General features: G+C 74.4%; 18 protein-coding genes and 2 pseudogenes. 4 read left to right on the top strand and 16 right to left on the bottom strand.

What is annotated here, in order from left to right; translation table 11 throughout:
* Positions 1 to 6: 6 nt before the first annotated feature.
* Positions 7 to 303: a MarR family transcriptional regulator gene (locus tag Athai_RS34325; RefSeq protein ID WP_239157090.1), complete on the bottom strand. Its 297-nt coding sequence runs from the start codon at positions 301 to 303 to the stop codon at positions 7 to 9.
* Between the two features lie 32 nt (positions 304 to 335).
* Entirely contained in the window at positions 336 to 476 is a 141-nt protein-coding gene (locus Athai_RS34330; RefSeq protein WP_239157091.1) for a hypothetical protein, read from the bottom strand.
* Between the two features lie 227 nt (positions 477 to 703).
* Here Athai_RS34330 and Athai_RS35370 point away from each other — a divergent pair.
* A pseudogene (locus Athai_RS35370) lies at positions 704 to 1,477 on the top strand (nitroreductase/quinone reductase family protein); the annotation flags it as partial.
* Between the two features lie 162 nt (positions 1,478 to 1,639).
* Here the strand turns inward: Athai_RS35370 and nudC are convergent.
* The 9 genes from nudC to Athai_RS22065 all read right to left on the bottom strand — a co-directional run bounded on the left by nudC (position 1,640) and on the right by Athai_RS22065 (position 10,001).
* A complete protein-coding gene (nudC, locus tag Athai_RS22025) occupies positions 1,640 to 2,527 on the bottom strand; it encodes an NAD(+) diphosphatase (protein ID WP_203963252.1) in 888 nt (295 codons plus the stop codon).
* Between the two features lie 324 nt (positions 2,528 to 2,851).
* Positions 2,852 to 4,168: a M16 family metallopeptidase gene (locus Athai_RS22030; protein ID WP_203963253.1), complete on the bottom strand. Its 1,317-nt coding sequence runs from the start codon at positions 4,166 to 4,168 to the stop codon at positions 2,852 to 2,854.
* Between the two features lie 124 nt (positions 4,169 to 4,292).
* Positions 4,293 to 5,612 (bottom strand): M16 family metallopeptidase, encoded by a 1,320-nt coding sequence (locus Athai_RS22035; RefSeq protein WP_239157093.1) that lies wholly within the window; start codon positions 5,610 to 5,612, stop codon positions 4,293 to 4,295.
* Positions 5,613 to 5,681: 69 nt separating this feature from the next.
* A complete protein-coding gene (locus Athai_RS22040; RefSeq protein ID WP_203963255.1) occupies positions 5,682 to 6,764 on the bottom strand; it encodes a hypothetical protein in 1,083 nt (360 codons plus the stop codon).
* 269 nt (positions 6,765 to 7,033) lie between these two features.
* Positions 7,034 to 7,252, bottom strand: coding sequence for a hypothetical protein (locus Athai_RS22045; RefSeq protein ID WP_203963256.1), 219 nt, complete (start codon positions 7,250 to 7,252; stop codon positions 7,034 to 7,036).
* Between the two features lie 247 nt (positions 7,253 to 7,499).
* Complete coding sequence (locus Athai_RS22050) at positions 7,500 to 8,141, bottom strand: GPP34 family phosphoprotein (protein WP_203963257.1); 642 nt, start codon at positions 8,139 to 8,141, stop codon at positions 7,500 to 7,502.
* 2 nt (positions 8,142 to 8,143) lie between these two features.
* A complete protein-coding gene (locus Athai_RS22055) occupies positions 8,144 to 8,371 on the bottom strand; it encodes a type II toxin-antitoxin system antitoxin (RefSeq protein ID WP_203963258.1) in 228 nt (75 codons plus the stop codon).
* Between the two features lie 48 nt (positions 8,372 to 8,419).
* A complete protein-coding gene (locus Athai_RS22060; RefSeq protein ID WP_203963259.1) occupies positions 8,420 to 9,352 on the bottom strand; it encodes an SPFH domain-containing protein in 933 nt (310 codons plus the stop codon).
* Between the two features lie 58 nt (positions 9,353 to 9,410).
* Positions 9,411 to 10,001, bottom strand: coding sequence for a TetR/AcrR family transcriptional regulator (locus Athai_RS22065; protein ID WP_203963260.1), 591 nt, complete (start codon positions 9,999 to 10,001; stop codon positions 9,411 to 9,413).
* A gap of 93 nt (positions 10,002 to 10,094) precedes the next feature.
* Here Athai_RS22065 and Athai_RS22070 point away from each other — a divergent pair, with 93 nt between their 5' ends.
* Positions 10,095 to 11,144 (top strand): zinc-binding dehydrogenase, encoded by a 1,050-nt coding sequence (locus Athai_RS22070; RefSeq protein ID WP_203963261.1) that lies wholly within the window; start codon positions 10,095 to 10,097, stop codon positions 11,142 to 11,144.
* Here Athai_RS22070 and Athai_RS22075 read toward each other — a convergent pair.
* Complete coding sequence (locus Athai_RS22075; protein ID WP_203963262.1) at positions 11,129 to 11,917, bottom strand: helix-turn-helix domain-containing protein; 789 nt, start codon at positions 11,915 to 11,917, stop codon at positions 11,129 to 11,131. The genes Athai_RS22070 and Athai_RS22075 overlap by 16 nt on opposite strands.
* Positions 11,918 to 11,962: 45 nt before the next feature.
* On the opposite strand from Athai_RS22075, the gene Athai_RS22080 reads away from it, so the two are divergent.
* Entirely contained in the window at positions 11,963 to 12,388 is a 426-nt protein-coding gene (locus tag Athai_RS22080) for a nuclear transport factor 2 family protein (protein ID WP_239157094.1), read from the top strand.
* Positions 12,389 to 12,475: 87 nt separating this feature from the next.
* On the opposite strand, the gene Athai_RS22085 is transcribed toward Athai_RS22080, so the two are convergent.
* Positions 12,476 to 13,486, bottom strand: coding sequence for a L,D-transpeptidase (locus tag Athai_RS22085; RefSeq protein WP_203963263.1), 1,011 nt, complete (start codon positions 13,484 to 13,486; stop codon positions 12,476 to 12,478).
* Positions 13,487 to 13,718: 232 nt separating this feature from the next.
* Between Athai_RS22085 and Athai_RS22090 the strand changes: the two genes are divergently transcribed.
* On the top strand, positions 13,719 to 14,648 hold the full coding sequence (locus Athai_RS22090; protein ID WP_203963264.1) for a GNAT family N-acetyltransferase: 930 nt from the start codon (positions 13,719 to 13,721) through the stop codon (positions 14,646 to 14,648).
* Positions 14,649 to 14,780: 132 nt separating this feature from the next.
* On the opposite strand, the gene Athai_RS22095 is transcribed toward Athai_RS22090, so the two are convergent.
* The 3 genes and pseudogenes from Athai_RS22095 to Athai_RS22105 form a co-directional block, all read right to left on the bottom strand.
* A complete protein-coding gene (locus Athai_RS22095; protein WP_239157095.1) occupies positions 14,781 to 15,212 on the bottom strand; it encodes an acyl-CoA thioesterase in 432 nt (143 codons plus the stop codon).
* A gap of 10 nt (positions 15,213 to 15,222) precedes the next feature.
* Positions 15,223 to 18,711 (bottom strand): annotated as a pseudogene (locus tag Athai_RS22100) (ATP-dependent helicase); the annotation flags it as partial.
* An 8-nt stretch (positions 18,712 to 18,719) separates the two neighbouring features.
* Positions 18,720 to 21,914, bottom strand: a complete 3,195-nt coding sequence (locus tag Athai_RS22105; RefSeq protein WP_203963266.1) for an ATP-dependent helicase — start codon at positions 21,912 to 21,914, stop codon at positions 18,720 to 18,722.
* Positions 21,915 to 21,947 lie beyond the last annotated feature (33 nt).

A 21,947-nucleotide genomic window follows, 5' to 3' on the forward strand; every position in this document is an offset into this window, starting at 1 on the left:
TCGAAGCTACCCTTTCGAAAGGCTCCTTTCAACCCCTTCCTCGTACCGCCTGAGCGTCGCCACGACGAGCCCGCGCTCGGCCGCGGTGAGCGGTTCGAGGGCGGCGCGCCACGCGTCGGCCGCCCCGGCGAGCCAGGCGTGGATCGCGCGGCGATGCGGGGCGGCGATGCTGACGATGACGCGGCGCCGGTCGGTGTCGTCCTCGCCACGGTGCAGGATCCCCTGCCGGCTGAGGTCGCCGACCATCAGGCTCACCGTCGCGGGTGCCACCTCCAGCCGCTCGGCCAGAACCCGCACGGTCATCGGGCCATCCAGCAGCAGCAGCGCGAGCAGCGTCAGATGCCGGGGGCCAGCCCGAACGACGCGAGCGCCGGCGGCACGGTGAGCTTCTTGGCGCGGCCGACCAGCCGCGGCATCAGCAGCAGCATCTGCCGGACGCCGTCGTCCAGGTCGAGACCACCGGATCCCGTTGACATTCCTTTGTCTCCAAACTAGCTTTGCTTGCAAATATATGTGTCGTCAAAACACCTTCGCGATCAGATCGGCTGAGCCACCGACGCAGCGTCGACAGCAGCGCGACATCGGCCTCGAACAGCGTTGCTCTCCGAGCAGCATCGGCCTCATAGCAGCGTTGCCATCAGCGCAGCGTTGGTGTCACAGCAGCGTTGGTGTCACAGCGATCCCGACAGTACCGAGGAGACCGATGCCGAATCCGAACCGCGCGGTGATCGACGAGTTCCGGGCCAACGCCGGCCGCGTCGGCGGTCCGTTCACCGGCGCCGACCTGCTGCTGCTCACCGCCGGCGGGGTGACCAGCCCGCTCGGCTACCACGACGAGGGCGACCGGCTGCTGGTCTACGCCTCCAACGCCGGCCGCGACCGCGACCCACGCTGGTACCGGCGGCTGCTGGACGACCCGGTCGGCACCGTCGAGGTCGGTACCGAGCGGTACCGCGCCGTCGGCGCCGCGCTGCACGGCGCCGAGCGCGATCGCTGCTACCGCGAGCAGGGCGAACGCGTCCCCGCCTACGCCGAGTACCAGCGCGGCACCGGGCGGCCGATCCCGGTCGTCGCGCTGTACCGGATGGACCACAGCGACCGCGGCCTCGCCGTCGCCGTGCAGCTGGTCCACGCGCACACCGCGCTGCGCGCCCAGCTCGCCGAGGTCGCAGCCAGCACCGCCGCCGCGGCCGGCGCCGACACCGCAGCCAGCGGGAACAGCGCTGCCGGCGACGACATCGCTGCCAGCACGAGCACCGACACCGGCACCGCGGGCAGCGAGCACGCCGCGGCCGGCGGTGCCGCAAGCACCGTCGGGGCGAGCGGCGGTGACGTGTTCGGGCACTGCCTGGCCTGGTGCGCCGAGGTCGGCGAGCACCACCGCAACGAGGATGCGACGTTCCCGCGGCTGCTCGACGCGCTGCCCGGGCTCGCCGGCACGGTGCGGCGGCTGCGCGCCGAACACCGTACCGTCGCCGAAGGCCTGCGCGAACTCGACCGGCTCGTCGCGGCGGGCGACGCCACCGCGGTCACCGCCGCCCGTACCGCACTCGGGCGCGGCTCGACGACCACTTCGGCGCCGAGGAGCGCGCCCTGCTGCCCGCCCTCGACACCCTCCCCGACACCTGGTGACGGCCGGTCAGGAACGTTCGTGCAGCCAGCGGTCGATCAGCAGGTAGGCGACCGAGGTGGTGAACGGCAGGGCCGGGCCGGACTCGGTACCGAACTCGGCGCGGCGAAACCAGCGGGCCCGCTCGATCTCGACGCCGTCGACCACCACCGGCGCGGACGGGTCGGCCAGCGCCGTGTAGGCGAGCATCAGCGAACGCGGGAACGGCCACGGTTGGCTGGTCAGGTACCGCACGCCGTGCACGGTGACGCCGACCTCCTCGGTGACCTCGCGGGCCACCGCCGCCTCCACCGACTCCCCCGGCTCCACGTAGCCCGCGAGACAGGAGTACCGCTCGGTCGGCCACTCCGGCTTGTGCGCGAGCAGGCAGCGCCCGTCCGGTCCGGCGACCCCGTCGTGGACCAGCACGATCATCGCCGGGTCGGTGCGCGGCCACAGCGTGCCGCCGGCGGCGGTGACCCGGGTCCACCCGGCCTCACCCAGCTCGGTCGGCGCACCGGTGGCCGGGTCGTACCGGTGCGCGGCGTGCCAGTTCGCCAGCGCCACCGCGGTGGTGAACAGGTCGGCGTCCTCGTCGCCGAGCAGGTGCCCGACGGTGCGCAGCGAATGCGATCGGGCGCCGGGCAGCTCGGGCAGCGCGGCGGCGACGGCAAAGCAGGGCACGCCGTCGGCACCGACGCCGAGGAACAGCCGGTCACCGGGCGGCGCGTCGGCGGCCGACACGTACACCAGGTGGGGCGGGTCACCGGCCACCAGCGCGCGGTCGCCCTGCACGATCAGTACCCGTGCGGTCGGCCAGGCGTTGGCGAGCCAGCCGGCGTCGGTGCGCCGGTCGGTGGCCCGGTCGACCGCACCCCGGTAGAGTTGGGTGGCTATTTCCGTTGTCCCGCATGACATGTGTGTGTCCCCCTGTCGACGAGCCGAGCCCGCGTCGAGATCAACGAGGCGAACCCGACCACGTCACTGTGCGTACCGGCCGGCCGGCGGCACGATCCACCGAACGTGGCCCGGCCGGGGTCGACCTGCTGCCAGATCTCGTGCCGGCCGCGACCGTCCGGAGCGTCGCCACGGCCCCGGCGGCGGTCTCGAAGTCCGGGCGCCGGCTGCGGCGCCCCCGCGGGCCCGTCGCGGCGTTGCGGGTCGGCCCGCGTGCAAGCCTGGCACACGAGCCGCCCTTCGCCCTGCGAGCAGACGCTCGGCCGGGGACTTCGAGACAGCCCCTCAGTCGTCGCCGGGGTCGAGCGGGAAGACCGCCGACAGCGACGGCGTCACGACCTTCGCGTCGCCGAGCACCACGGTGGCCGCCCGGGTCGGCGCGAAATACTCCGCCGCGACGGCGCTGACCTGCTCGGTGGTCGCCGACGCCATCCGCTCGGCGTGCCCGGTCAGCCAGTCCAGCCGCAGCCCCGATCCGGCCAGCGACGACATCAGCCCGGCCAGCCCGGCCTGGGTGGCGAGGCTCAGTTGCAGGGTGCCGATCCCGTACCGCCGGGCCTGCTCCAGCTCGTCCTCGCCGACCGGGGTGGACGCCAGCCGGCCCAGCTCGTACCAGGTCTCGACCAGGGCCGGGGTGGTCACCTCGGTGGCGACGTCGGCCGACACCACGATCGCCGAGCCCGCGGCGCTGTGCTCGACGGCGGACCGCGGCGAGTAGGTGTATCCCTTGTCCTCCCGGATGTTCTCCACCAGCCGGGACGAGAAGTATCCGCCGAACACCAGGTTGGCCAGCTGCAGCGCGGCGTGGTCGGGGTCGGTGCGGCCGACCGCGGGCAGCCCCACCCGCAGCGACGACTGCACCGAGCCGGGCCGGTCGGCCAGCAGCACCGGGCCGCCCTCGATCGGCGGCACCGGCGGCAGCTCGACGGTCTTGCCGCCGCCGTTCCAGGACGACAGTGCGGCCTCGGCGGCGTCCAGCGCCTTCGCCGGCGGCACGTCACCGACGATGACCAGTACCGAACCGGCCGGGTGCACCCGCTCGGCGTGCAGGGCGCGCAGCGCGGTCGGCCGGACCGCGGCGACCTGCGCCGGCTCGGCGGTCTGCGTCGCGTACGGGTGGCGGCCGTAGACGCGGCGGTTGAGCGCCTCCCGGGCCAGGTAGGCGGGCTGAGTCTTCGCGACCTGGATCTGGTCGGCGAGCCGATCGCGCTCGGCGGCCACCTCGCCGGCCGGGTAGACGGCGTCGGTGAGCACCAGCCCGAGCAGCTCCAGCAGCCGCGGCAGGCCGGAGGTCAGCGCGGCGCCGCCGAGCAGCAGCCGGTCCGGGTCGGCGCTGGCGCCGAGCTGGCCGCCGATGCGCTGCAACTGCGCCGAAAGCTCCACATTGGACAGCTCGGAGGTGCCGGACAGCAGCGTCTCGGCCAGCAGCATGCCGCGCGCCACGTTCGTCTTCGCGAACGGGATGCGCAACCGCAGCTCCACCAGCGGTACGGCGGGGCGCCGGGCGGCGATCACGGTCAGCCCGTTGGCCAGGGTGCGCTCCGCGGTACGCGGCAGCTTCAGCTTGCGGGCCGGCGTCAGCGCCGGGACGGGGATGCTCATGCGCGTCCCTCCTTCGTCGACACGCCGATGCGGCAGTTGCGGTTCGCGGGCCGACCCGGGCTCGCGGCCGTGGCCGCGTCGCCGGGAAGGGCGTGGCACGCCCCGGGGCCGATGATGCGCGCGCTCACTTGGCGCCCCCCGGTACGACCTCGACGGTGGCGCGCCGGGCGGGGCGCAGGGCGGCGGCAGCGGACACGATGGACTCCTCGGTGACCTCGCCGAGCAGGCGGGGCAGCTCGTTGGTGAGCGCGGCGTCGCCGCGCTGCTGGGCGATGGTGCCCATTCGCAGCGCGCGGCCGAGCACCGGGTCGAGGTCGCGCAGCAGCTGGGTGGCGATGCGCGCCTTGGTGCGGTCCAGCTCGCCGGGGGCCAGGCCGTCGCCGGCGAGCCGGTCGAGTTCCTCGTCGACGGTGCGCAGCACGTCGTCGACCGCGCCGCCGGGCGGCAGGTGCGCGGACAGCACCAGCGCGGTGGGGTCGCGGACCTCGAACGGCTCACCCATGAACCCGAGGTAGCCGCCGATACCGGTGACCGCCCGGTCCTTGAGCACCAGCCGCTCCACCAGCCGGGACGAGTCGCCGTCGGTGAGCACCTCGGCGAGCACCACGTACGGCAGGTACGCGTCGAAGTCGGTGATCGGGTCGGGAACCCGCCAGGCCGACGCGAACGCCGGCAGCGGGGCCCTCTCGTCCACATAGGAGTCACGTCGCTCGGCGGCCAGGTCCGGCTCGGCGAAGCTCGGCCGCACCGGCCGGGGCCGCGCCGGCACGTCGGCGAAGTGCCGCCGCACCAGCTCGGTGGCCTGCTCGACGGTGAAGTCGCCGGCCAGCGCGAGCGTGGCGTTGCTCGCCGCGTAGTACGTGGTGAAGAAGTCCTCGGCGTCGGCGACGGTGGCGGCGTTGAGGTCGACGAACGAGCCGTACCCGTCGTGCGCGTTCGGGAAGGTGTCGAACATGACCGGTGGCAGCCGGAGCCACGGGAACCCGCCGTACGGCCGGTTCAGCACGTTGACCCGGATCTCCTCGCTGACCACGTCGATCTGGTTGCGCAGGTTCTCCTCGGTGATCTTCGGCCGGCGCATCCGATCGGCTTCGAGGAACAGCGCGCGCTCCAGCGCGTTGGACGGCAGGAACTGGTAGTAGTCGGTGTAATCCAGGTGCGTGGATCCGTTGAAGGTGCCGCCGGATCCCTGCACGTAGCGGAAGTGGGCGAGCTTCTCCAGGTTCTCCGAGCCCTGGAACATCAGATGCTCGAACAGGTGGGCGAACCCGGTGCGGCCTGCCGGCTCCGACCGGATGCCGACGTCGTAGATGACCGCGACGGCCACCACCGGCGCACTGCGGTCCGGAGCCAGCACCACCCGCAGGCCGTTGGCCAGGGTGAACTGTTCGACCGGGAAGCTTGTTGTCGGAATCCGCACGCGGCGGGCGCTGAGAGCGGGCACGAGTGCGACCCTATCCGCCATTGGCCCGAATCGTCAGCGCACCCCGACACCGGCGGGGCGGCCGGTCGCTCAGTGCGCCGCCCGTACCGAGTCGATGGCGTCCTTGACCACCCAGTCGTACTGCTGGTGGGTGCCCGGAATCGACACGTAGAGCACCGCCGCGGTGGGCTTGCCGACGTCGAAGGTGGCCACCCCGACCAGTTCGCTCCTGGCCTTGAGGCCCTGCGCGCTGGCGTCGAAGTGCAGCCGGAAGATCGACACCCAGGCGGGCAGGCCGCCGACGGTGGTCAGCTTGGACTCGATCGAGTCCATCTGGTTCGGCTGCGGATAGTACGACTTGCGCACGTCGGCGACGATCTGCTGGCCGACGCACTTGAGGTCGAGGATGTTGCCGTCGTTGACGGTGGCCGGCACCGACCCGGACAGCACCGACGCGAGGTACTCGCCCCGGCTGTAGCGCTCGGTCACGAACGACTGGCCGGTGACGTAGTGGACCTTCAACTGGCCGGCGTACCAGTCGTCGTTCCACTGCTGCCAGGGCGACCCGTAGCGCTGGTAGGAGATGCCGGCCTTGGGGTCGGTGGTGCGCGGGCCCGGCGGTGGCGGCGGCCCCTCCCGGTACCCGGGGTCGGCGGTCGCCGTCGGCGGCGGGCAGGCCTGCGCGAGCGGCGGGCCGGTCTGTTTGTCCTTGCCGCCGCCGAACGGCAGCTTGTCGCCGAGACCGCCGCCGAACGAGCCGCTGAGCGCGAGCACCAGCACGACCACCAGGCCGATGCCGAGCAGGCCGCCGGCCACGCCGAGGAACAGCCCGAGCCGCGGTGGCCGCGGACCGCCCGGATCGTCGGGCAGGTCGGTGGCCGGAGCGGCCGGGTCGCCGAGCGCGACCGGTGCCCGCCGGCGCAGCAGGCCGCGGCCGGCGCGCGGCGCGGGCGGCGTGCCGAGGTCGTGCGAGGCGGTGATCAGGCCGGTCTCGGCGTCGTGGTGGGCCGGATGCCCGGGCCGGACGATCGGGGTACTGCCGGGCAGCGGCCCGGACCGACCGGTGGCCGGCGGCACCACGACGACGTGGTCGGACTCGCCCGAAGGGCGCGACCACACCTCGTGTTCCGGGCCGGTCCGCCCGGTGTGCTCCCGATCGCTGCGCTCGGTCATCTCCCGCTCTCTCCGGCGTGATCGGGTGCCCCGACAGCCCCGGCCCTGGTACCGCCACCGTAGCGGGCGGGGTCCGCCCGGCCGGGACACGCCCCGCACCAGGGCGTCCGCCAGCGGGCTCGCCCGGCCACCGGGTCGAGGGCACTTCGGGTCGGATGGTGGCCGCGGACCGGCCCCCGGCGCAACCCGGAGCGTTCAGCGCAATTCCAGCGTTCCGGCATGAAGTTCACGGTCTGATCGCCGCCGCGGCGGTGCCGCCGGGGATCGGGTCAGCGTTCGTCGACGGCGCGGCGGGTCGCGCGGGCCGGATGGTGGTGCTGGCCGGGCGAGCGCAGTTCGATCACGGTGCTCGTCTCGGGATGCCGGCGGGAGTTCGACGGGTGCCACGGGGCGAGGGTGATCGCCGCGGCGACGGCCACCCCGGCAGCCGCGATGGCGAAGACGAGGAGCAGTTCGGTACGGCCGGAGGCGCCGGTACCGGCGAGCATGGTGGTGTCCTTCCCCGTGATGGCGATGCGCGCAACGTGGCGGTCGGGTCGAGTCGAGTCGGCGCCCCGCCGGCGAGTCGGGCCGGCTCCCGTTGCGTACGCAGCGTCGCACGAATCCGGTCGCTCGTCAGCCCCCGGTCCCGGCGTTCACGCGGGATCGGTCAAGAATTCGACAGGAACTTCCGGCAAGCTTCCGGTCGGTGATCTACTCAGGGTGCCACTGGCGCTACGGTGCGATGTTCAGGGTTCAGCCGCCGGACGAGGCACGGGCCGCGCGATCGGACCGGACGCACTGCCGGATCGCCGTCACGACCGGCGCGATCCCGGCGCCCAGCACCTCGATGCGTGCCTTGGCACGCCGTCGATCCGCCCGCCTTGCCACCGTGCCCAGCTCGGCGGCGGCCGCGATCGCGGCCGCCGCGGCATCCGTCGCGTCGACCCGGGAGGTGCGGCCCGGTCCGCCGACGGCGTCGCGGATGGCGGTGCCGTACCGCTCGAAGGCGAGGACATCCCTAACATCGATGCGCTCGACGGGGAAGAGACCAAGGGCCCGATCTTTGGTGACTGTGATGATTCTGGCTGCCACCAATCGATCCCGCACGTCGGTGCGTGCCCGGCGGGCGCGGGCGTGCACCCAGTGCCGCCAGCGCCGCGGTCGCGCGTCGCCGGCGATCTCGTCCAGCACCGTGCCGGCCAGACCAGCCACCGGTACGCGCCGCACCGCCTCGACCCGGCCGGACTCGTCCCGTACCGCACCGGCCAGCAACAGCTGGGCCAACGCGGCGCCGCGCAGCGCGTACCCGAGGCGGTCGCGAGCCACCAACCGGCGCCGACCGCGGTCGACCGCGAGCAGGTAGACCCGCTCGGGCAGGTCGTCGGGGAGCGCCATCGTCAGTCCTCCGTCTCGACGTCGGCTGCTTTGTCCTTCGTGGATGGTCGGCCGGGGCGGCGCTGCGCACCGACGTCACGGGGCAGCCGGCCGGCCTCGGACAGGGCGCGGCGCAGCAGGAACTCGATCTGCGCGTTGGTGCTGCGCAGCTCGGCCGCCGCCCACCGGGCCAGCGCGTCGTGCACGGCGGGATCGAGCCGCAGCAGCAGCTTCTTGCGCTCGGTCGCCATCCGACCCCTCCCCCACGATCCACGCCCGGACGGATGGATCCGGTGTGGTCACTGGTAGAGCGATCCGGTGTTGACGACCGGCTGGGTGCCGCGGTCACCGCACAGCACGACCAGCAGGTTGGAGACCATGGCTGCCTTGCGCTCCTCGTCGAGTTCGACCACGTCGTGCTCGGCCAGTTTGTCCAGCGCCGCCTCGACCATGCCCACCGCGCCCTCGACGATGCGCTGCCGGGCCGCGACCACGGCACCGGCCTGCTGGCGTTGCAACATGACCTGGGCGATCTCCGGGGCGTAGGACAGCCGGGTGATGCGCGACTCGACCACCCGCACGCCGGCGGCGGCGACCCGCGCCGCGATCTCGTCGGTGAGCTTGCCGGTGATCTCGGTGGCGTTGTCCCGCAACGAGAGCGCGCTGTCGGCGTGCGAGTCGTACGGGTAGCTGCCGGCGATGTGGCGCACCGCGGTCTCGCTCTGGATCGCCACGAACGCGGTGAAGTCGTCGACCTCGAACACCGCGCGGGCGGTGTCGTGCACCTGCCAGACCACCACCGCGGCCATCTCGATCGGGTTGCCGTCGGCGTCGTTGACCTTGGACGTCTCCGTCTCCAGGTTGCGGATCCGGGTGGACACCTTGTGCCGCTTGGTGAACGGGTTGACCCACCGGAAGCCCTGCTCGCGCACGGTGCCGCGGTAGCTGCCGAGCAGCTGCACCACGCGTGCCTCGCCCGGCGCCACGGCGGTCAGGCCGGGGGCGAGGAGCACCCCGACCACCGCCGCCACCACGCCGATGGGCACCAGCGCCACCCGGGCGCCGGAACCGTTGCCACCGACCGCGATCAGCGCGACGCCGAGCACGATCAGCACGAGCAGCAGCGCGAGCAGCGGCCATCCGGACGTGCTGCGGGCGGCGCGCTCGGTGACCTGCGGGCTGGGCATCTGCACGGCGGTCTCGTCGTCAACGCCGGTGCGTGTCGTGGACATCTCGACTCCTCCCGGCCGGCTCTGCTCACCGGCCCGACACCAGGCTAGCAAACTGATATCACTTTTTGCCAGTCCGGCTCCGCCGCGGCCGAACCGGCCACGACGTCGCCCGGGCGATCATCGCCCCGGCGAGATCGGCGGACCGGTCGGCGATCTCCGCCGCCGGCACCGGCCGGTCGTTGGCCAGCCACCACACGATCGACTCCACGAACACCGCAGACAGCGCCGCGGGCAGCAACCCCGGTACCGGCGCGTCCGGCGGGAAATGCGGCGCCGTCAGCTCCGCCAGCGCCGACCGCATCCGGCTGGCGAACCAGGCGCTGCCCCGGGCGCCGAGCAGCGCGGCGTAGAGCCGGTGGTACTCGTCGACGTGGCCGAAGAACGCCACCCACCGGGCCCGCCGGGAGTCCGGATCGCCGTCCGCCACCTGGCCACGCACCTCGGCCATCGCCTCGTCGAAGATCTGCTCGACCAGCTGGTACTTGTCGCGGTAGTTGCGGTAGAAGGCGGCCCGGCTGACCATCGCCCGCTCGGTGATCGCGCCGACCGTGACGCGGTCGAAACCGCGCTCCTCGATCAGCGCGACCAGCGCCTCGCGCAACAGCTTCCGGGTCCGCCGCACCCGCAGATCACCGGCCGACTGAGACACTTTCCGCTCCCTGTCTCGGCCGGGACGACATCGGCGAACCGACGCTTGCCCGGCCATCGCTCCCCGCAGACACTGGTGCTCGAACGAGACACATTGTCTCGCACAGCCAGCGTCGCGCAGGTCGACGGTCCCGACGCCGCGGCGGTGCCGGGCCGCCCCGAGGAGGACAGCATGCACGTCAGCCGCATCCACCAGTTCGGTCCGCCGCAGGTCCTGCGGTACGAGCAGGTCGACGACCCGGAGCCGGCGGCCGGCGAGGTGTTGGTGGCCGTCGAGCGCGCCGGGGTCAGCTACGGCGACGTGATCGTGCGGGCCGGCCGCCACCCGGTACCGCTGCCGTACGTACCGGGCGTCGAGGTCGGTGGCCGGGTGGTGGCGGTCGGCGACGGCGCCGACCCCGCTCTCCTCGACCGGCGGGTCGTCGCCTGCACCGTGCGAAACGCCGGCGGCTATGCCGAACTGGCCCGCGCCCGCGCCGGGTACACCTTCGCGGTCCCGGACGGGCTCGGCCTGGACCGCGCGGTCGCCGCCTTCCAGGCCGGCGCGGTCGCCCTCGGCCTGCTGGCCGCGATGCGGGTACGCCCCGGCGACACGGTCCTGGTCACCGCCGCCGCCGGCCGGATCGGCCTGCTGCTCGTCCAGCTCGCCCGGGCCGCCGGCGGCACCGTGATCGCCGCCGCCGGTGGCGGCCCGAAGCTCGCCGCCGCCCGGGAAGCCGGCGCCGCACACGCGGTGGACTACACCGACCCCGACTGGCCGGACCAGGTACGACAGGTCACCGGTGGCCGGGGCGCCGAGGTGGTGCTGGACGCGGTCGGCGGCACCCTCGGCGCGCAGGCGATCGACGCCGCGGCGCGGCCCGGTGGCCGGATCGGCATCTACGGTTTCGCCAGCGGTACCTGGACGCCGCTGGACACCGCGGCGATCGTCCCCGCCGGACGATCGGTGTCCGGGCCGCTGAGCCTGGTGTTCGCCAAGCCGGCCGACGAGCAGCGGGCCGACGCCGAGCAGGCACTCGCGCTCGCCGCGGGCGGCCAGCTCGTGCCCCGGCTGCACGCCGAGTACCCGCTGGCCGACGCCGCCGCCGCGCACACCGAGCTGGCCGCCCGGCACACCATCGGCGGCGTTCAGCTGCTCCCCTGAGCACCACGCCGGGCCGCGGCGAAGTGGGCGGCGGTCTCGTCGTCGGCCGGGTAGTACGACTCGACCGAGACCTCGTCCAGGGTGATGTCCATCGGCGTGCCGAACGTGGTGATGGTGGAGAACAACCGCAGTTCCCGGTCACCGAACCGGAACAGCATCGGGGTCAGCACGTCGGACTCGATCCGTCCGTCGTCGCCGTCCCGGTCGCCCGGCGCCAGGTACCGCTCGTACAGCGCGGTGAGTTCGGCGTCCGGGGCGGCGGCGAGCTGCCGGGTGATGCGAGCCCGCAGCACCGACCGGACGTCGGCCAGGTTGACGATGTTGTCGGCGAACCCGCGCGGCTCCAGCGCCAGCCGCACCATGTTCACCGGCGGTCGCAGCAGTTCGGGGGCCACCCCGACCAGGAACGCGTCCACGGCACGGTTGGCCAGCACGATGTTCCACCGCCGGTCGAACACCATCGCCGGGTACGGCTCGTGCGCGCGCAGCACCCGCGTGAGCGCATCGCGGGCGGATGCCAGCGCATCGCTGTCCAGCGGCCGTTCCTGGAACCGGGGCGCGAACCCGGCGGCGAGCAGCAGCCGGTTGCGGCCCCGCAGCGGCACGTCGAGCTGTTCGGCCAGCCGCAGCACCATCTCGGCGCTGGGTCTGGTCTTGCCGGTCTCGACCAGGCTGACGTGGCGGGCCGACACGTCGGCGGCGATCGCGAGGTCGAGCTGGCTGAGGTGTCGCCGGTGCCGCCACTGCCGCAACAGTTCCCCGACCGTGTCCATGCCCGGCAAGACTACCCAGCGCCGCGCGCGGCGCCATGAAATGCCATGTCATCGACAGTGGGCGCGGGCACCGCAACACTGGTCGACATGATCACCGACAACAAGAGCATCGTGGCCGGAGCACTGGAGCAGATGGTCGCGACCGGCGGTACCGACGCCCTGGAACCGTTGCTACGGGACGATTTCGTCCACCACAAGCCGGATTCGACCTCCTCGACCAAGGCCGAGTGGCTCGCCGACGTGCGCGCGGTACCGATCAGCCGGCTCCGGGTGGAGATCCTGCACCTGCTCGCCGACGGCGACCACGTCGTGCTGCACACCCGGCGCTGGTTGGACGGCGGTGGCCCCGGCATCGCGGCCGTGGACGTCTGGCGGCTGGACGGCGGGCTGATCGCCGAGGCATGGGAGCTGGTCGAGCCGCTCGCCGACGTGGCCGCGAACCTGGCCTGGTGGCGGACCGACGCGGCCTGATGCTGCCGGCCGGCCGCCGGTCGCCGTCCCTCGGCCGTTCTGCAGCGCGGCTCCGGCCGCCGATCCGGTTTCCCGGTCCCGGATCGGTCAGTGCTTGGACTTGAGCGAGCCACCCTGCTGCCAGGTCGCCCACGGCACGTTCCAGTCGCCGTAGCCGTCCCACTCGCGCATCTCGTTGCCGCCGGTGTTCTTGTACGTCACCACGTCGCCGACCTGCGCGAACCCGTAGAACCACTTCGCGTCGTCGACGTTGAGGTTGGTGCAGCCGTTGGAGGTGGAGCGGCGGCCGATGTTGCCGCCGTTCCACGACGCGGAGTGCACGTACTCGCCGGAGTTGGTGATGCGCACCGACCACGGCACCATCAGGTTGTACGGGTCGGCCGGGTTGTTGGAGACCATGTTGACGGTGCCGTCCGGGCGCATCTTGCCGGTCTTCGGGTCGGTCTCGCCCTTCTGCATGACCACCTTCGTCCCGTAGTACGTCGGGGTCTTCGCCGCGCCGCACGAGGTGGGCAGCGTCTTGACGGTCTTGCCGTCCGAGGTGACCACCATCCGCTCCGCCTGGCAGTCCACAGTGGACACGTTGGCCGCGCCGGTGGCGATGGACAGCGTCAGGCTGTCGTCGAACACCAGCCCCGGCCCGGCGGACAGCCCCTTGACCGGCAGCTTCATCTCGATCTTCGCGTGCCCCGGCCAGTACTTCTCCGGCCGGTAGTGGCCCTCCAGCGCCTGGTCGGAGCGGCCACTGTGCTGGAAGTACCAGGCGCCGCCGGCCGGCTGCCCGTTCACCGTCACGGTGGCGGCCTTCTCGAACGCGGCGGGATCGGTGATCGCCTTGTCGAAGTAGACGATGATCGGCATCCCGACGCCGTAGGTGTTGCCGTCGCCCTCCAGCAGCGACACGTGCACCGGCGCCCCGGTCGGCTTCGGCGACGGGCTCGCCGAGTGCCTGCCGGCCGGCGCCTTCGACGAGCCGGACGTGGCGTGCCCACCGCCGCCGCCGGACGAGCAGGCCGACAGCGCGAGGCCGGCCGCCGCCAGCACCCCGACCAGCGCCAGGTGACCCCGCCGGTATCGAGAAAGACCTCGTGAACTCACGCCGCACCCCACCCGCATCGGGCGCGCCGGGCGGCGAACCCGGCACACACGGACAGACATCCGAGCCCCCAGACTAGGAGCGGCCCACCACCCGGCGTCCAGTCGGCGGCGGGCAATGTGCCGCACTCGACGGCATACTGTCCGACATGCCCGACTCTCCGTACGAGAGCGCCGGATCGGTGGGCGCCAAATCCGCTCGCCGGCGTCACGGCCGAATGGAACACTGCGTCGCATGACCGACTCCAAGCTGTTGACCGCCAGCGACATCCCGCTGTTGCAGGAACTCGCGCAGCGCGTCACGGCACTGCGGCCGGACCAGATCAGCGCCGGCGCCTCGTACGGAGAACTGGCCTGGGTCTGGGGCAAGGGCTGCGCCGCCCTCGGCGACACCTGGCCGCGGCGGCTCTGGTACGCCGGGGACGAGCTGGTGGCCTGGGGCTGGGCGTTCCTGCCGCACACGGTGCGGCGCAACGACGGGTCGGTCCGCAAGGTCACCGGCTCCTCGCTGAGCTACCAGGTGCATCCGGACCACCTCGCCCTCGTCGACGAGATCATCGACTGGTACGAGGAGGTCACCCCCGGCCTGGAACGCGCGGTGACGCCGACGAACGCGGAGGAGTTCGCGCTGGCCAGGTGGGCGGCACAGGGTTACCGCCCCGACGACGGCGACTGCACCCTGCTCAACCAGCGGGCGCTCAGCGAGATCGAGCAGCCGGTACTGCCGGACGGGTTCTCGATCCGCACCGCCGACGAGACCGGCGCCGCGGCGGCCGTCCAGGCCCACCTGGACGCCTGGTCGCCGTCCGGCTACACGGCGCAGAGCTACCGGGACGTGCGCGCGACCGCCGCCTATCGCGGCGAGCTGCACCTGCTGGTGGAGGCGCCGGACGGCACGATGGCCGCCTCGACGATCATGTGGTACGACCCGGCGAACCGGAGCATCGAGTTCGAACCGGTCGGCACCCATCCGCAGTACCGCCGGCGGGGGCTGGCCCGCGCCGTGATGCTGGCCGGCATGCACCGGGCCAGGGCGGCCGGCGCGCGCCACGCGACCGTGGTCTGCGATGGCTCGCCGGACAACCCCGGCCCCTTCCGGACCTACCAGGGCCTCGGGTTCCGGGAGATCTCCCGAGACGTTCCGCTGGTCAAGCCCGCCGGCTGAGGCTCGATCGCCGGCAGCCGGACCGCCGACCAGGGACGGCTCTCGCAACGCCCACCGTCGGAAGCGGCCGGACCGCGCCGGGCGGCCGGCGTCGCTGCTGGCCGGCCCGACCGCGGTTGCGCACCCCGCCGGTCAGGAGATGCCGAGCAGGTCCGGGTCGGTGGCGAGCTTGCGCAGGTGCGCCTGCGGGTCGGCGACCAGCCGGCGGGTGTGCAGGTCGAGCAGGCCGCCGACCGCGGTGACCTCGGCGGCGGCCGTCCCGTCGGCCTTGACCAGGTGCTGGACCAGCCGGAACGTCTTCTTGCCCGGCGCGTACTCGAATGCGCAGCTGACGTCCACCTCGTCGCCGCCGCGCAGCTCCCGCAGGTAGCGCACGGTGGTCTCCAGCACCACCGGGCCGGCTCCGGAAGCGATCAGCTCGGTCTGACCGACGCCGGCAGCGCGCAGCGCCTCCCACCGGGCGTGCTCCGCGTACTGCAGGTAGACCGCCTGGTTGAGATGACCCTGGGTATCCAGCTCATAGCCGCGCACGGTGATCCGGACGCGGAACGGTTCGCGTGTCACGGCCCCGACATTACTGCTCGGTAACTGGTTCGCCGCCGGCCGCCGGCAGACGCGTGACGAGCGCCGCAAGTCCGTCCGCATCCAGCAGGTCCGCGGGGCTGTCGGTCACCCCGGTCGCCACGTAGTGGAACGCCGCACCCACCCGCGGCAGCGGCACGTCGAACAACTCGGCCGCCGCCAGCCGGTACGCGGCGAGCTGGACCGTCGCCGCCCGCGCCGCGTCGCCGGTCGGTACCCGGCCGGTCTTCCAGTCGACCACCCGCAGCCCGCCGTCGGGCTCGGCGAACACCGCGTCCATCCGGCCCCGCACCACCACGCCGGCCAGGACCGTCACGAACGGCACCTCCACCGCGACCGGGGTACGCGTGGCCCACTCGCTGGCCAGGAACCGGCGCTGCAACTGCGCCAGGTCGGCGTCCACACCGGCGTCCCGGTCCGCGGCGCCGGGCAGCTCGTCCAGGTCCAGCAGCGCCTGGCTGCCGAGCCGCCGCTCCAGCCAGCGGTGGAACTCGGTACCCCGGCTCGCGGCGCGCTCCGGCGGCCGGGGCAGCGGCCGGCGGATCCGGCGCGCCAGCGCGCCCGGGTCGTCGGCCAGCCCGACCAGGTCGGTGACGGTCAGGGCGCTCGGCAGCGCCACCTCGCCGACCCCGCGCGCCTCGGTGTCGCGCTCGGCCAGCAGCAGCTCCACCTCGGACGCCCAGCGCCGCTCCTCCGCCGCCACCGCGCCGCCGCCCGCCGCGGGCACCTCGGCCGCCGCCGCGCTGCTTTCCGCGCCCGCCGTGCCGGCCCGATCCGCGGTGTCGACCGGGTCGGCACCGCCCGCGGTGCCGGCGCGATCCGCGGCGCGCAGGGCGGCGAGTTCGGCCCGGACCAGGTCGGCCGCGGCGGTCAGGCCGGCGCGCCGGTCGCCGAGCGGATCCTCCGGCCACTGGGCGCGCAGCGGGTTCGCCCGGACCGGGTTCGGCGCGTCCGGCGGCGGCTCGTCGGCCCACTCGTCGACGTACCCGGCGCCGGCCAGGCACCGCTCCCGCACCTCGGTGAGCAGCGCCGACGGGCCGCGGCGGCGCTGCGCGTCACCGTCCCACCAGTACCCCGAGCACAGCAGCAGCCGGCACGGCCGGGTGACCGCCACGTACGCCAGCCGGCGCTCCTCCGCGGCGTCGTGCTCGGCCCAGCGGGCGAGGAAGTCGCGGCGGGCCCGGTTGAACGCCTTGTGGTCGCCGACCGCGGACAGTTCCAGCTCGGGCAGCCCGGTACGGTCGCCGCGCAGCGCGAACGGCAGCACCCCGGGGCGGTTGAGCCAGTGGTCGCCCTGCGGCCGGGCCGGGAACACCGCCTCCGCGGCGCCGGCCAGCGCCACCACGTCCCACTCCAGCCCCTTGGCGGCGTGCACGGTCAGCACCTGCACCGCGCCGGTGACGACCTCGACGTGGCCCGGCTCCAGGCCGCGCTCCTGCTCCTCGGCCGCGGCCAGGAAGGCCAGGAACCCGGCGAGGGTCGCGGTGTCGGAGTCGGCGGCGAACTGCGCCGCGACGTCGCCGAACGCGTCCAGGTGCGCCCGGGCCAACCCGCCGGCGGCATCGGGCGAACCGGTCGGAGCGGCGGGGGCGGCGGCACGGACCGCGACCTCGACGTCCAGGCCGATGGTGCGCTCGACATCGGCGATCAGATCCGGCAGCGACTGGTCCAGTCGGGCGCGCAGGGCGGCCAGCTCGGCGGCGAACGCGGTCAGCCGGCGGTAGCCGGTCGGCGAGTACAGGGCGGGATCGCCGGGGTCGTCGAGCGCCTCCACCAGCGTCACCTCGGTGGGCAGCGCGAGTTCCGGCAGGTTCGGCCGGTCCCGCCGGGACAGCTCGCGGGACCGGCGGTGCAACGCGACGATGTCGCGCGGACCGATCCGCAGTCGCGGCCCGGTCAGCAGCCGCAGCAGGCCGGCGCCGGCGGCCGGATCGGCGAGTACCTGCAGGGTGGTGACGACGTCGCGCACCTCCGGGGTGTCCAGCAACCCGCCCAGGCCCACCACCTCGACCGGCAGCCCGCGGGCCCGCAGCGCCTGCTCCAGTACGGGGATCTGCCGCCGGGAGCGCACCAGCACCGCGGTGGTGGGCGGATCGTCGGCCGGGGCGTTGGTGCTCCAGTGCCGGGCGATGGTCCCGGCGACCCAGGACGCCTCGTCGGCGGCGGTGCCGAGCAGCGCGCACCGCACCGCCCGGCCGTACGGGGCGTGCGGTGCGGCGGAGAGCACCACGGCGGCGCTGCCGGCGTCCCGCAGCGGGCGGCTCACCTCGTTCGCGACCGACAGCACCGAGGGCGGGTTGCGCCAGCTGGTGGTCAGCGACAGCCGGCGGGCGGGGCGGCCGTCGGCGAGCGCGAAGTCGGTCGGGAACCGTTCCAGGGTGCCGGCGCTGGCACCGCGCCAGGCGTAGATCGACTGTGCCGGGTCACCGACCGCGGTCACCGCGTGGCCGCGGCCGAACAGCGCCCGCAGCAGTACCACCTGCGCGTGCGAGGTGTCCTGGTACTCGTCGAGCAGTACCACCCGGTAGCGGTCGCGTTCGGTGGCACCGACGATCGGGTGCCGCACGGCGACCGTGGCGGCCCGGGAGAGCTGATCGCCGTAGTCCATCGCCTCGGCGGCGACCTTGCGCTCGATGTACTTGGTGACCAGCGGCAGCAGCTGCAGCCGGGCCTGCTGGCGGGCGACCATCCGGGCGGTGTCGGCGGACATGCTGCCGGGCAGGTCCCGCACCCCGGCGATGAGCCGTTCGGTGAAGTGGTGCAGCCGGTCGGGGTCGCACAGGTGCTCGGACAGCTCGGCGGCGAGACCGAGCACCTCACCGGTGACCGTCACCGGCGCCAGGTCGACCGCCGACATGTCCCCGTCGTAGGCGCGGACCACGGCGTCGGCCAGCTGCCAGCAGGCCGCCTCGCTCAGCAGCCGGGTGGTCGGCTCGTACCCGGCGCGCAGGCCGTGCTCGGTGACCACCCGCGCCGCGTACGAGTGGTAGGTCGCGACGGTGGGCTCCCCGCCGAGCGCGTCGGGCACCGAGTGCTGTTCACGAGCACCGGTTTCCGCGGTACCGCCGCGGCCGGCCCCACCGGCCCCACCGGCCCCACCGAAAGCATCGCCCGGTGCGCCGGCCTCCGCGGGGCCGTCGCCGGGTGCGCCGGAGGCGCCGGGGCGGTCGTCGGGCCGGCCGATCACCGGGCCGGCGGGTTCGCCGCCGATCTCGGGGATGCGGGCCAGCTGGCTGAGCCGGGCCCGGATCCGGGTGGACAGCTCACCGGCGGCCTTGCGGGTGAAGGTCAGTCCGAGCACCTGCTCCGGCCGGACCATCCGGTTCGCGACCAGGTAGACGACCCGGGAGGCCATCGTCTCGGTCTTGCCGGAGCCGGCGCCGGCGACCACCAGCAGCGGGCCGAGCGGCGCGCCGATCACCGCCGCCTGCTCGTCGGTGGGCTGCGGCAGGCCGAGCAGCTCGGCCAGCCGGTGCGGCGTCACCACGCTCACGGGTCGGTCACCCGCCGCCCGTGTGTCGACAGCGGGCAGCTGGTCTGCACCGCGCAGGACCGGCAGTGCTCGTTGATCACCGCGTCGAAGGTGGCGGCGGCCATCCGGCGGGCCGCGTCGTGCACCATCTCCTGCGCCCAGGCCGGGTTGTCCGCGTCGGACAGCGCCGGTTGGTGCTGTTCGCGCGGGTGCGCCCGGGCGCCGCCGAGCTGCACCAGCGCGGCACCGCCGGGTCCGGCGCCGGGCGCGACGCCGGGCAGTTCGTCGAACGCGCCGTGCTCGGCGGCCACCTGGTACGCCCCGAGCTGCGGGTGCTCGGCGGCCTGCGCATCGGTGGGCGCGCTGCCGCCGGTCTTGAGGTCGATGATGACCGGCCGCCCGGCGTCGTCGACCTCCAGCCGGTCGACGGCGCCGGTCAGTTCGACGTCGGGCGCGTCGTCGCGGGACGGCAGCCGGGTGCGGAACCGGTGCTCGGTGGCGGCGAGCCGGCGCGGGTTGTCGGCCAGCCACTCGGCCAGCTTGTCGAGCATCCGGTCGGCCTCGACGCGCTTCTTGCCGACCACCCAGCGCGCCGGGAACTCCACCTCGTCCCAGTGCTCGTCGAGGAACTTGCGCAGCGCACCGAGGTCATCGGCCTCGGCGGCGGCGGCATGGACCAGGGTGCCGACGCTCTGCTCGACGCCGGGCGGGTTGGCGCCACCGTGCCGTTCCAGCGCCCAGCGCAGCCCGCAGCGGCGCACGTTCTCCACGGTGGACGGCGACACCTCGACGGTCTCGCCGACCCCGGCGAGCGGTCGGGCGTCGGACAGTTCGCCCATCCCCCACCAGGAGTTCGGGTGCGCGCCGGTCACCCCGGCGGCGGCCAGCCGGGCCAGCTGGCGGGCCGCGGCGCGCTGCCGCTCCGGCGGGCTGGCCGGATCGACCAGCACCGTACGCAGCTCGGCGACCAGCGCCGGCAGCGTCAGCGCCCGGGGTACCGAAGCGACCCGTTCGGTGTCGACTGTGGACAGTTCGGAGAGGAACCGGCTGGGCAGCTCCTCGCCGTCGCCGGCGGCGACCGCGGACACCAGCAGCCGGCGGCGGGCCCGGGAGGCCGCCACGTAGAACAGCCGCCGCTCCTCGTCCAGCAGCGCGGCACGCTGCGCGGCGGTACCGACCACCGGCGGATCGGGTTCCTCGGTGCCGGGCTCGGGGCGCCGGCCGGCCGCGAGGTCGACCACCAGTTCCGAGCCGAGCAGGCTGCCGCGCAGCCGCAGGTCCGGCCAGGCGCCCTCCTGCACCCCGGGCACCGCGACCAGGTCCCACTCCGCGCCCTTCGCGGCGTGCACGGTCAGGATCCGTACCGCCGGGCCGCGCTGCGCGGTCGGCGCCAGCGAGTCACCGGGAAGCTGTTGGGCCGCAACATGGTCGGCGAACGCGACCGGCGCGGCACCGGGCAGCCGCTCGGTGAACCGGCGGGCCGCGTCGAACAGCGCCAGTACGGCGTCCAGGTCGCGGTCGGCGGCGGCGCCGCGCTGCCCGCCGGACGCGGCGAGCCGCAGCCAGCTTTGTTCCAGGCCGCTGTGCGACCACACCGCCCACAGCACGTCCAGCGCGCCGGCACCGGGCTGGGCCGCGGCACGCCGGGCGGTCGCGAGCAGTTCGGCGACGCGTACCGCGGGGGCGGCCCAGCGGCGGTCGACGGCGGCGAGCTCGACCGGCCGGCGCAGCGCCTCCAGCAGCAGCACCCCGGACGGGCGGCGGTCACCGCCGGGCAGCGCCAGCGCGCGCAGCCCCTGCCGCAACTGCCGCTCGGTGAACGGGTCCGCGCCACCCAGCGGCGAGTGCAGCAACGCGACGGCGGAGTCCTCGTCCAGGGTGTCCGGGCGCAGCGCGCAGCGCAGCAACAGCAGCAGCGGCGCCACCGCGGACTGCGCGGACAGCGGCAGGTCCTCCGCGGCCACCTGGACCGGCACGCCGGCTTGGGTCAGCGCCCGGCGCAGCGGCGTGAGCTGCCGGGCGGTCGAGCGCACCAGTACCGCCATCCGCGACCACGGCACGCCGTGCAGCAGGTGCGCCCGCCGCAGGGCGTGCGCCAGGTACGCCGCCTCGTGCGCGGCGGAGGCGAACACCCGCACGTCCACGCCGCCGTCGGGGGGGCCGGCGGGCGTGACGGCCCGGTGCCGGGCCGGGCCGGGCAGCCGGGCGGTGATCCGGCCGGTGGCGGCGGCCAGCTGCGGCGCCTGCCGCCAGCCGGTGCGCAGCGTCACCGTCGGCGCCGGTACGCCGGGCGCGGCCGGGAACCGGTCCGGGAACTCGGTGACGCCGGCCGGGTCGGCGCCGCGGAACGCGAACGTGGAGGAGTCCGGATCGCCGAACGCGACCAGGAACCGGCCGTCGCCGGCCAGCAGCGCGAGCAGCTCGCGCTGCGCCGGGTCGGTGTCGTGCAGCTCGTCGACGAAGCACCACCGGTACCGGTCGTGCTCGGCGGCGAGCAGGTCCGGATCGCCGGCCAGCAGGTCGATCGCGGCGCGGGTCAGCTCCGCCGGGTCGTAGCCGACCGAACCGCCGGGGGTCGCGTCGCGCAGCGCCAGCACCGAGGCGTACTGGTCGGCGAACCGCGCCGCCGCGGTCCACTCGCCGCGGCCGAGTTGCCGTCCCCAGCGGGCCAGCTGCGGCGCGGTGACACCGCGCTCCGCCGCGCGGGCGAGCAGGTCGCGCAGCTCGCCGACGAACCCGCGGGTGGCCAGCGCGGCGCGCAGCGGCTCCGGCCAGCCCGCGTCGTACGCCGCCTCGGCGCGGCCGACGGCGAGCAGCTCGCGGATGGTCACGTCCTGTTCCGGCCCGGACAGCAGCCGGGGTGGTGGCCCGCCGCGCGCCACGGCGGCGCGGCGCAGCAGCCCGAACGCGTACCCGGGGAAGGTGCGCACGGTCGGCTCGGCCCGAAACCGCGCCGCCGGCTCCGCCATCGTGGCCGGGTCGGCGGCGAGCCGGGTGGCGATGCCGCGGCGCAGCCGGTCGGCCATCCGCCGGCCGAACGTGAGCACCAGCACGTGCTCGGCGTCGCCGGCGGCGGCACGGGCGGCGACGGCGGACACCAGGGTCGTGGTCTTGCCGGTGCCGGGAGCGCCGAGCACCAGCAGCGGCCCGGCGGCGTGCTCGATCACCTGCCGCTGGGCAGGGTCGTCGGCCGGCGGTGCCGAATCGGGCACCGCCGGACGGACGAGTCTCAACCCCCCGGCGGT

The organism is Actinocatenispora thailandica (genome assembly GCF_016865425.1).
GTDB classification, from domain to species: Bacteria; Actinomycetota; Actinomycetes; order Mycobacteriales; family Micromonosporaceae; genus Actinocatenispora; species Actinocatenispora thailandica.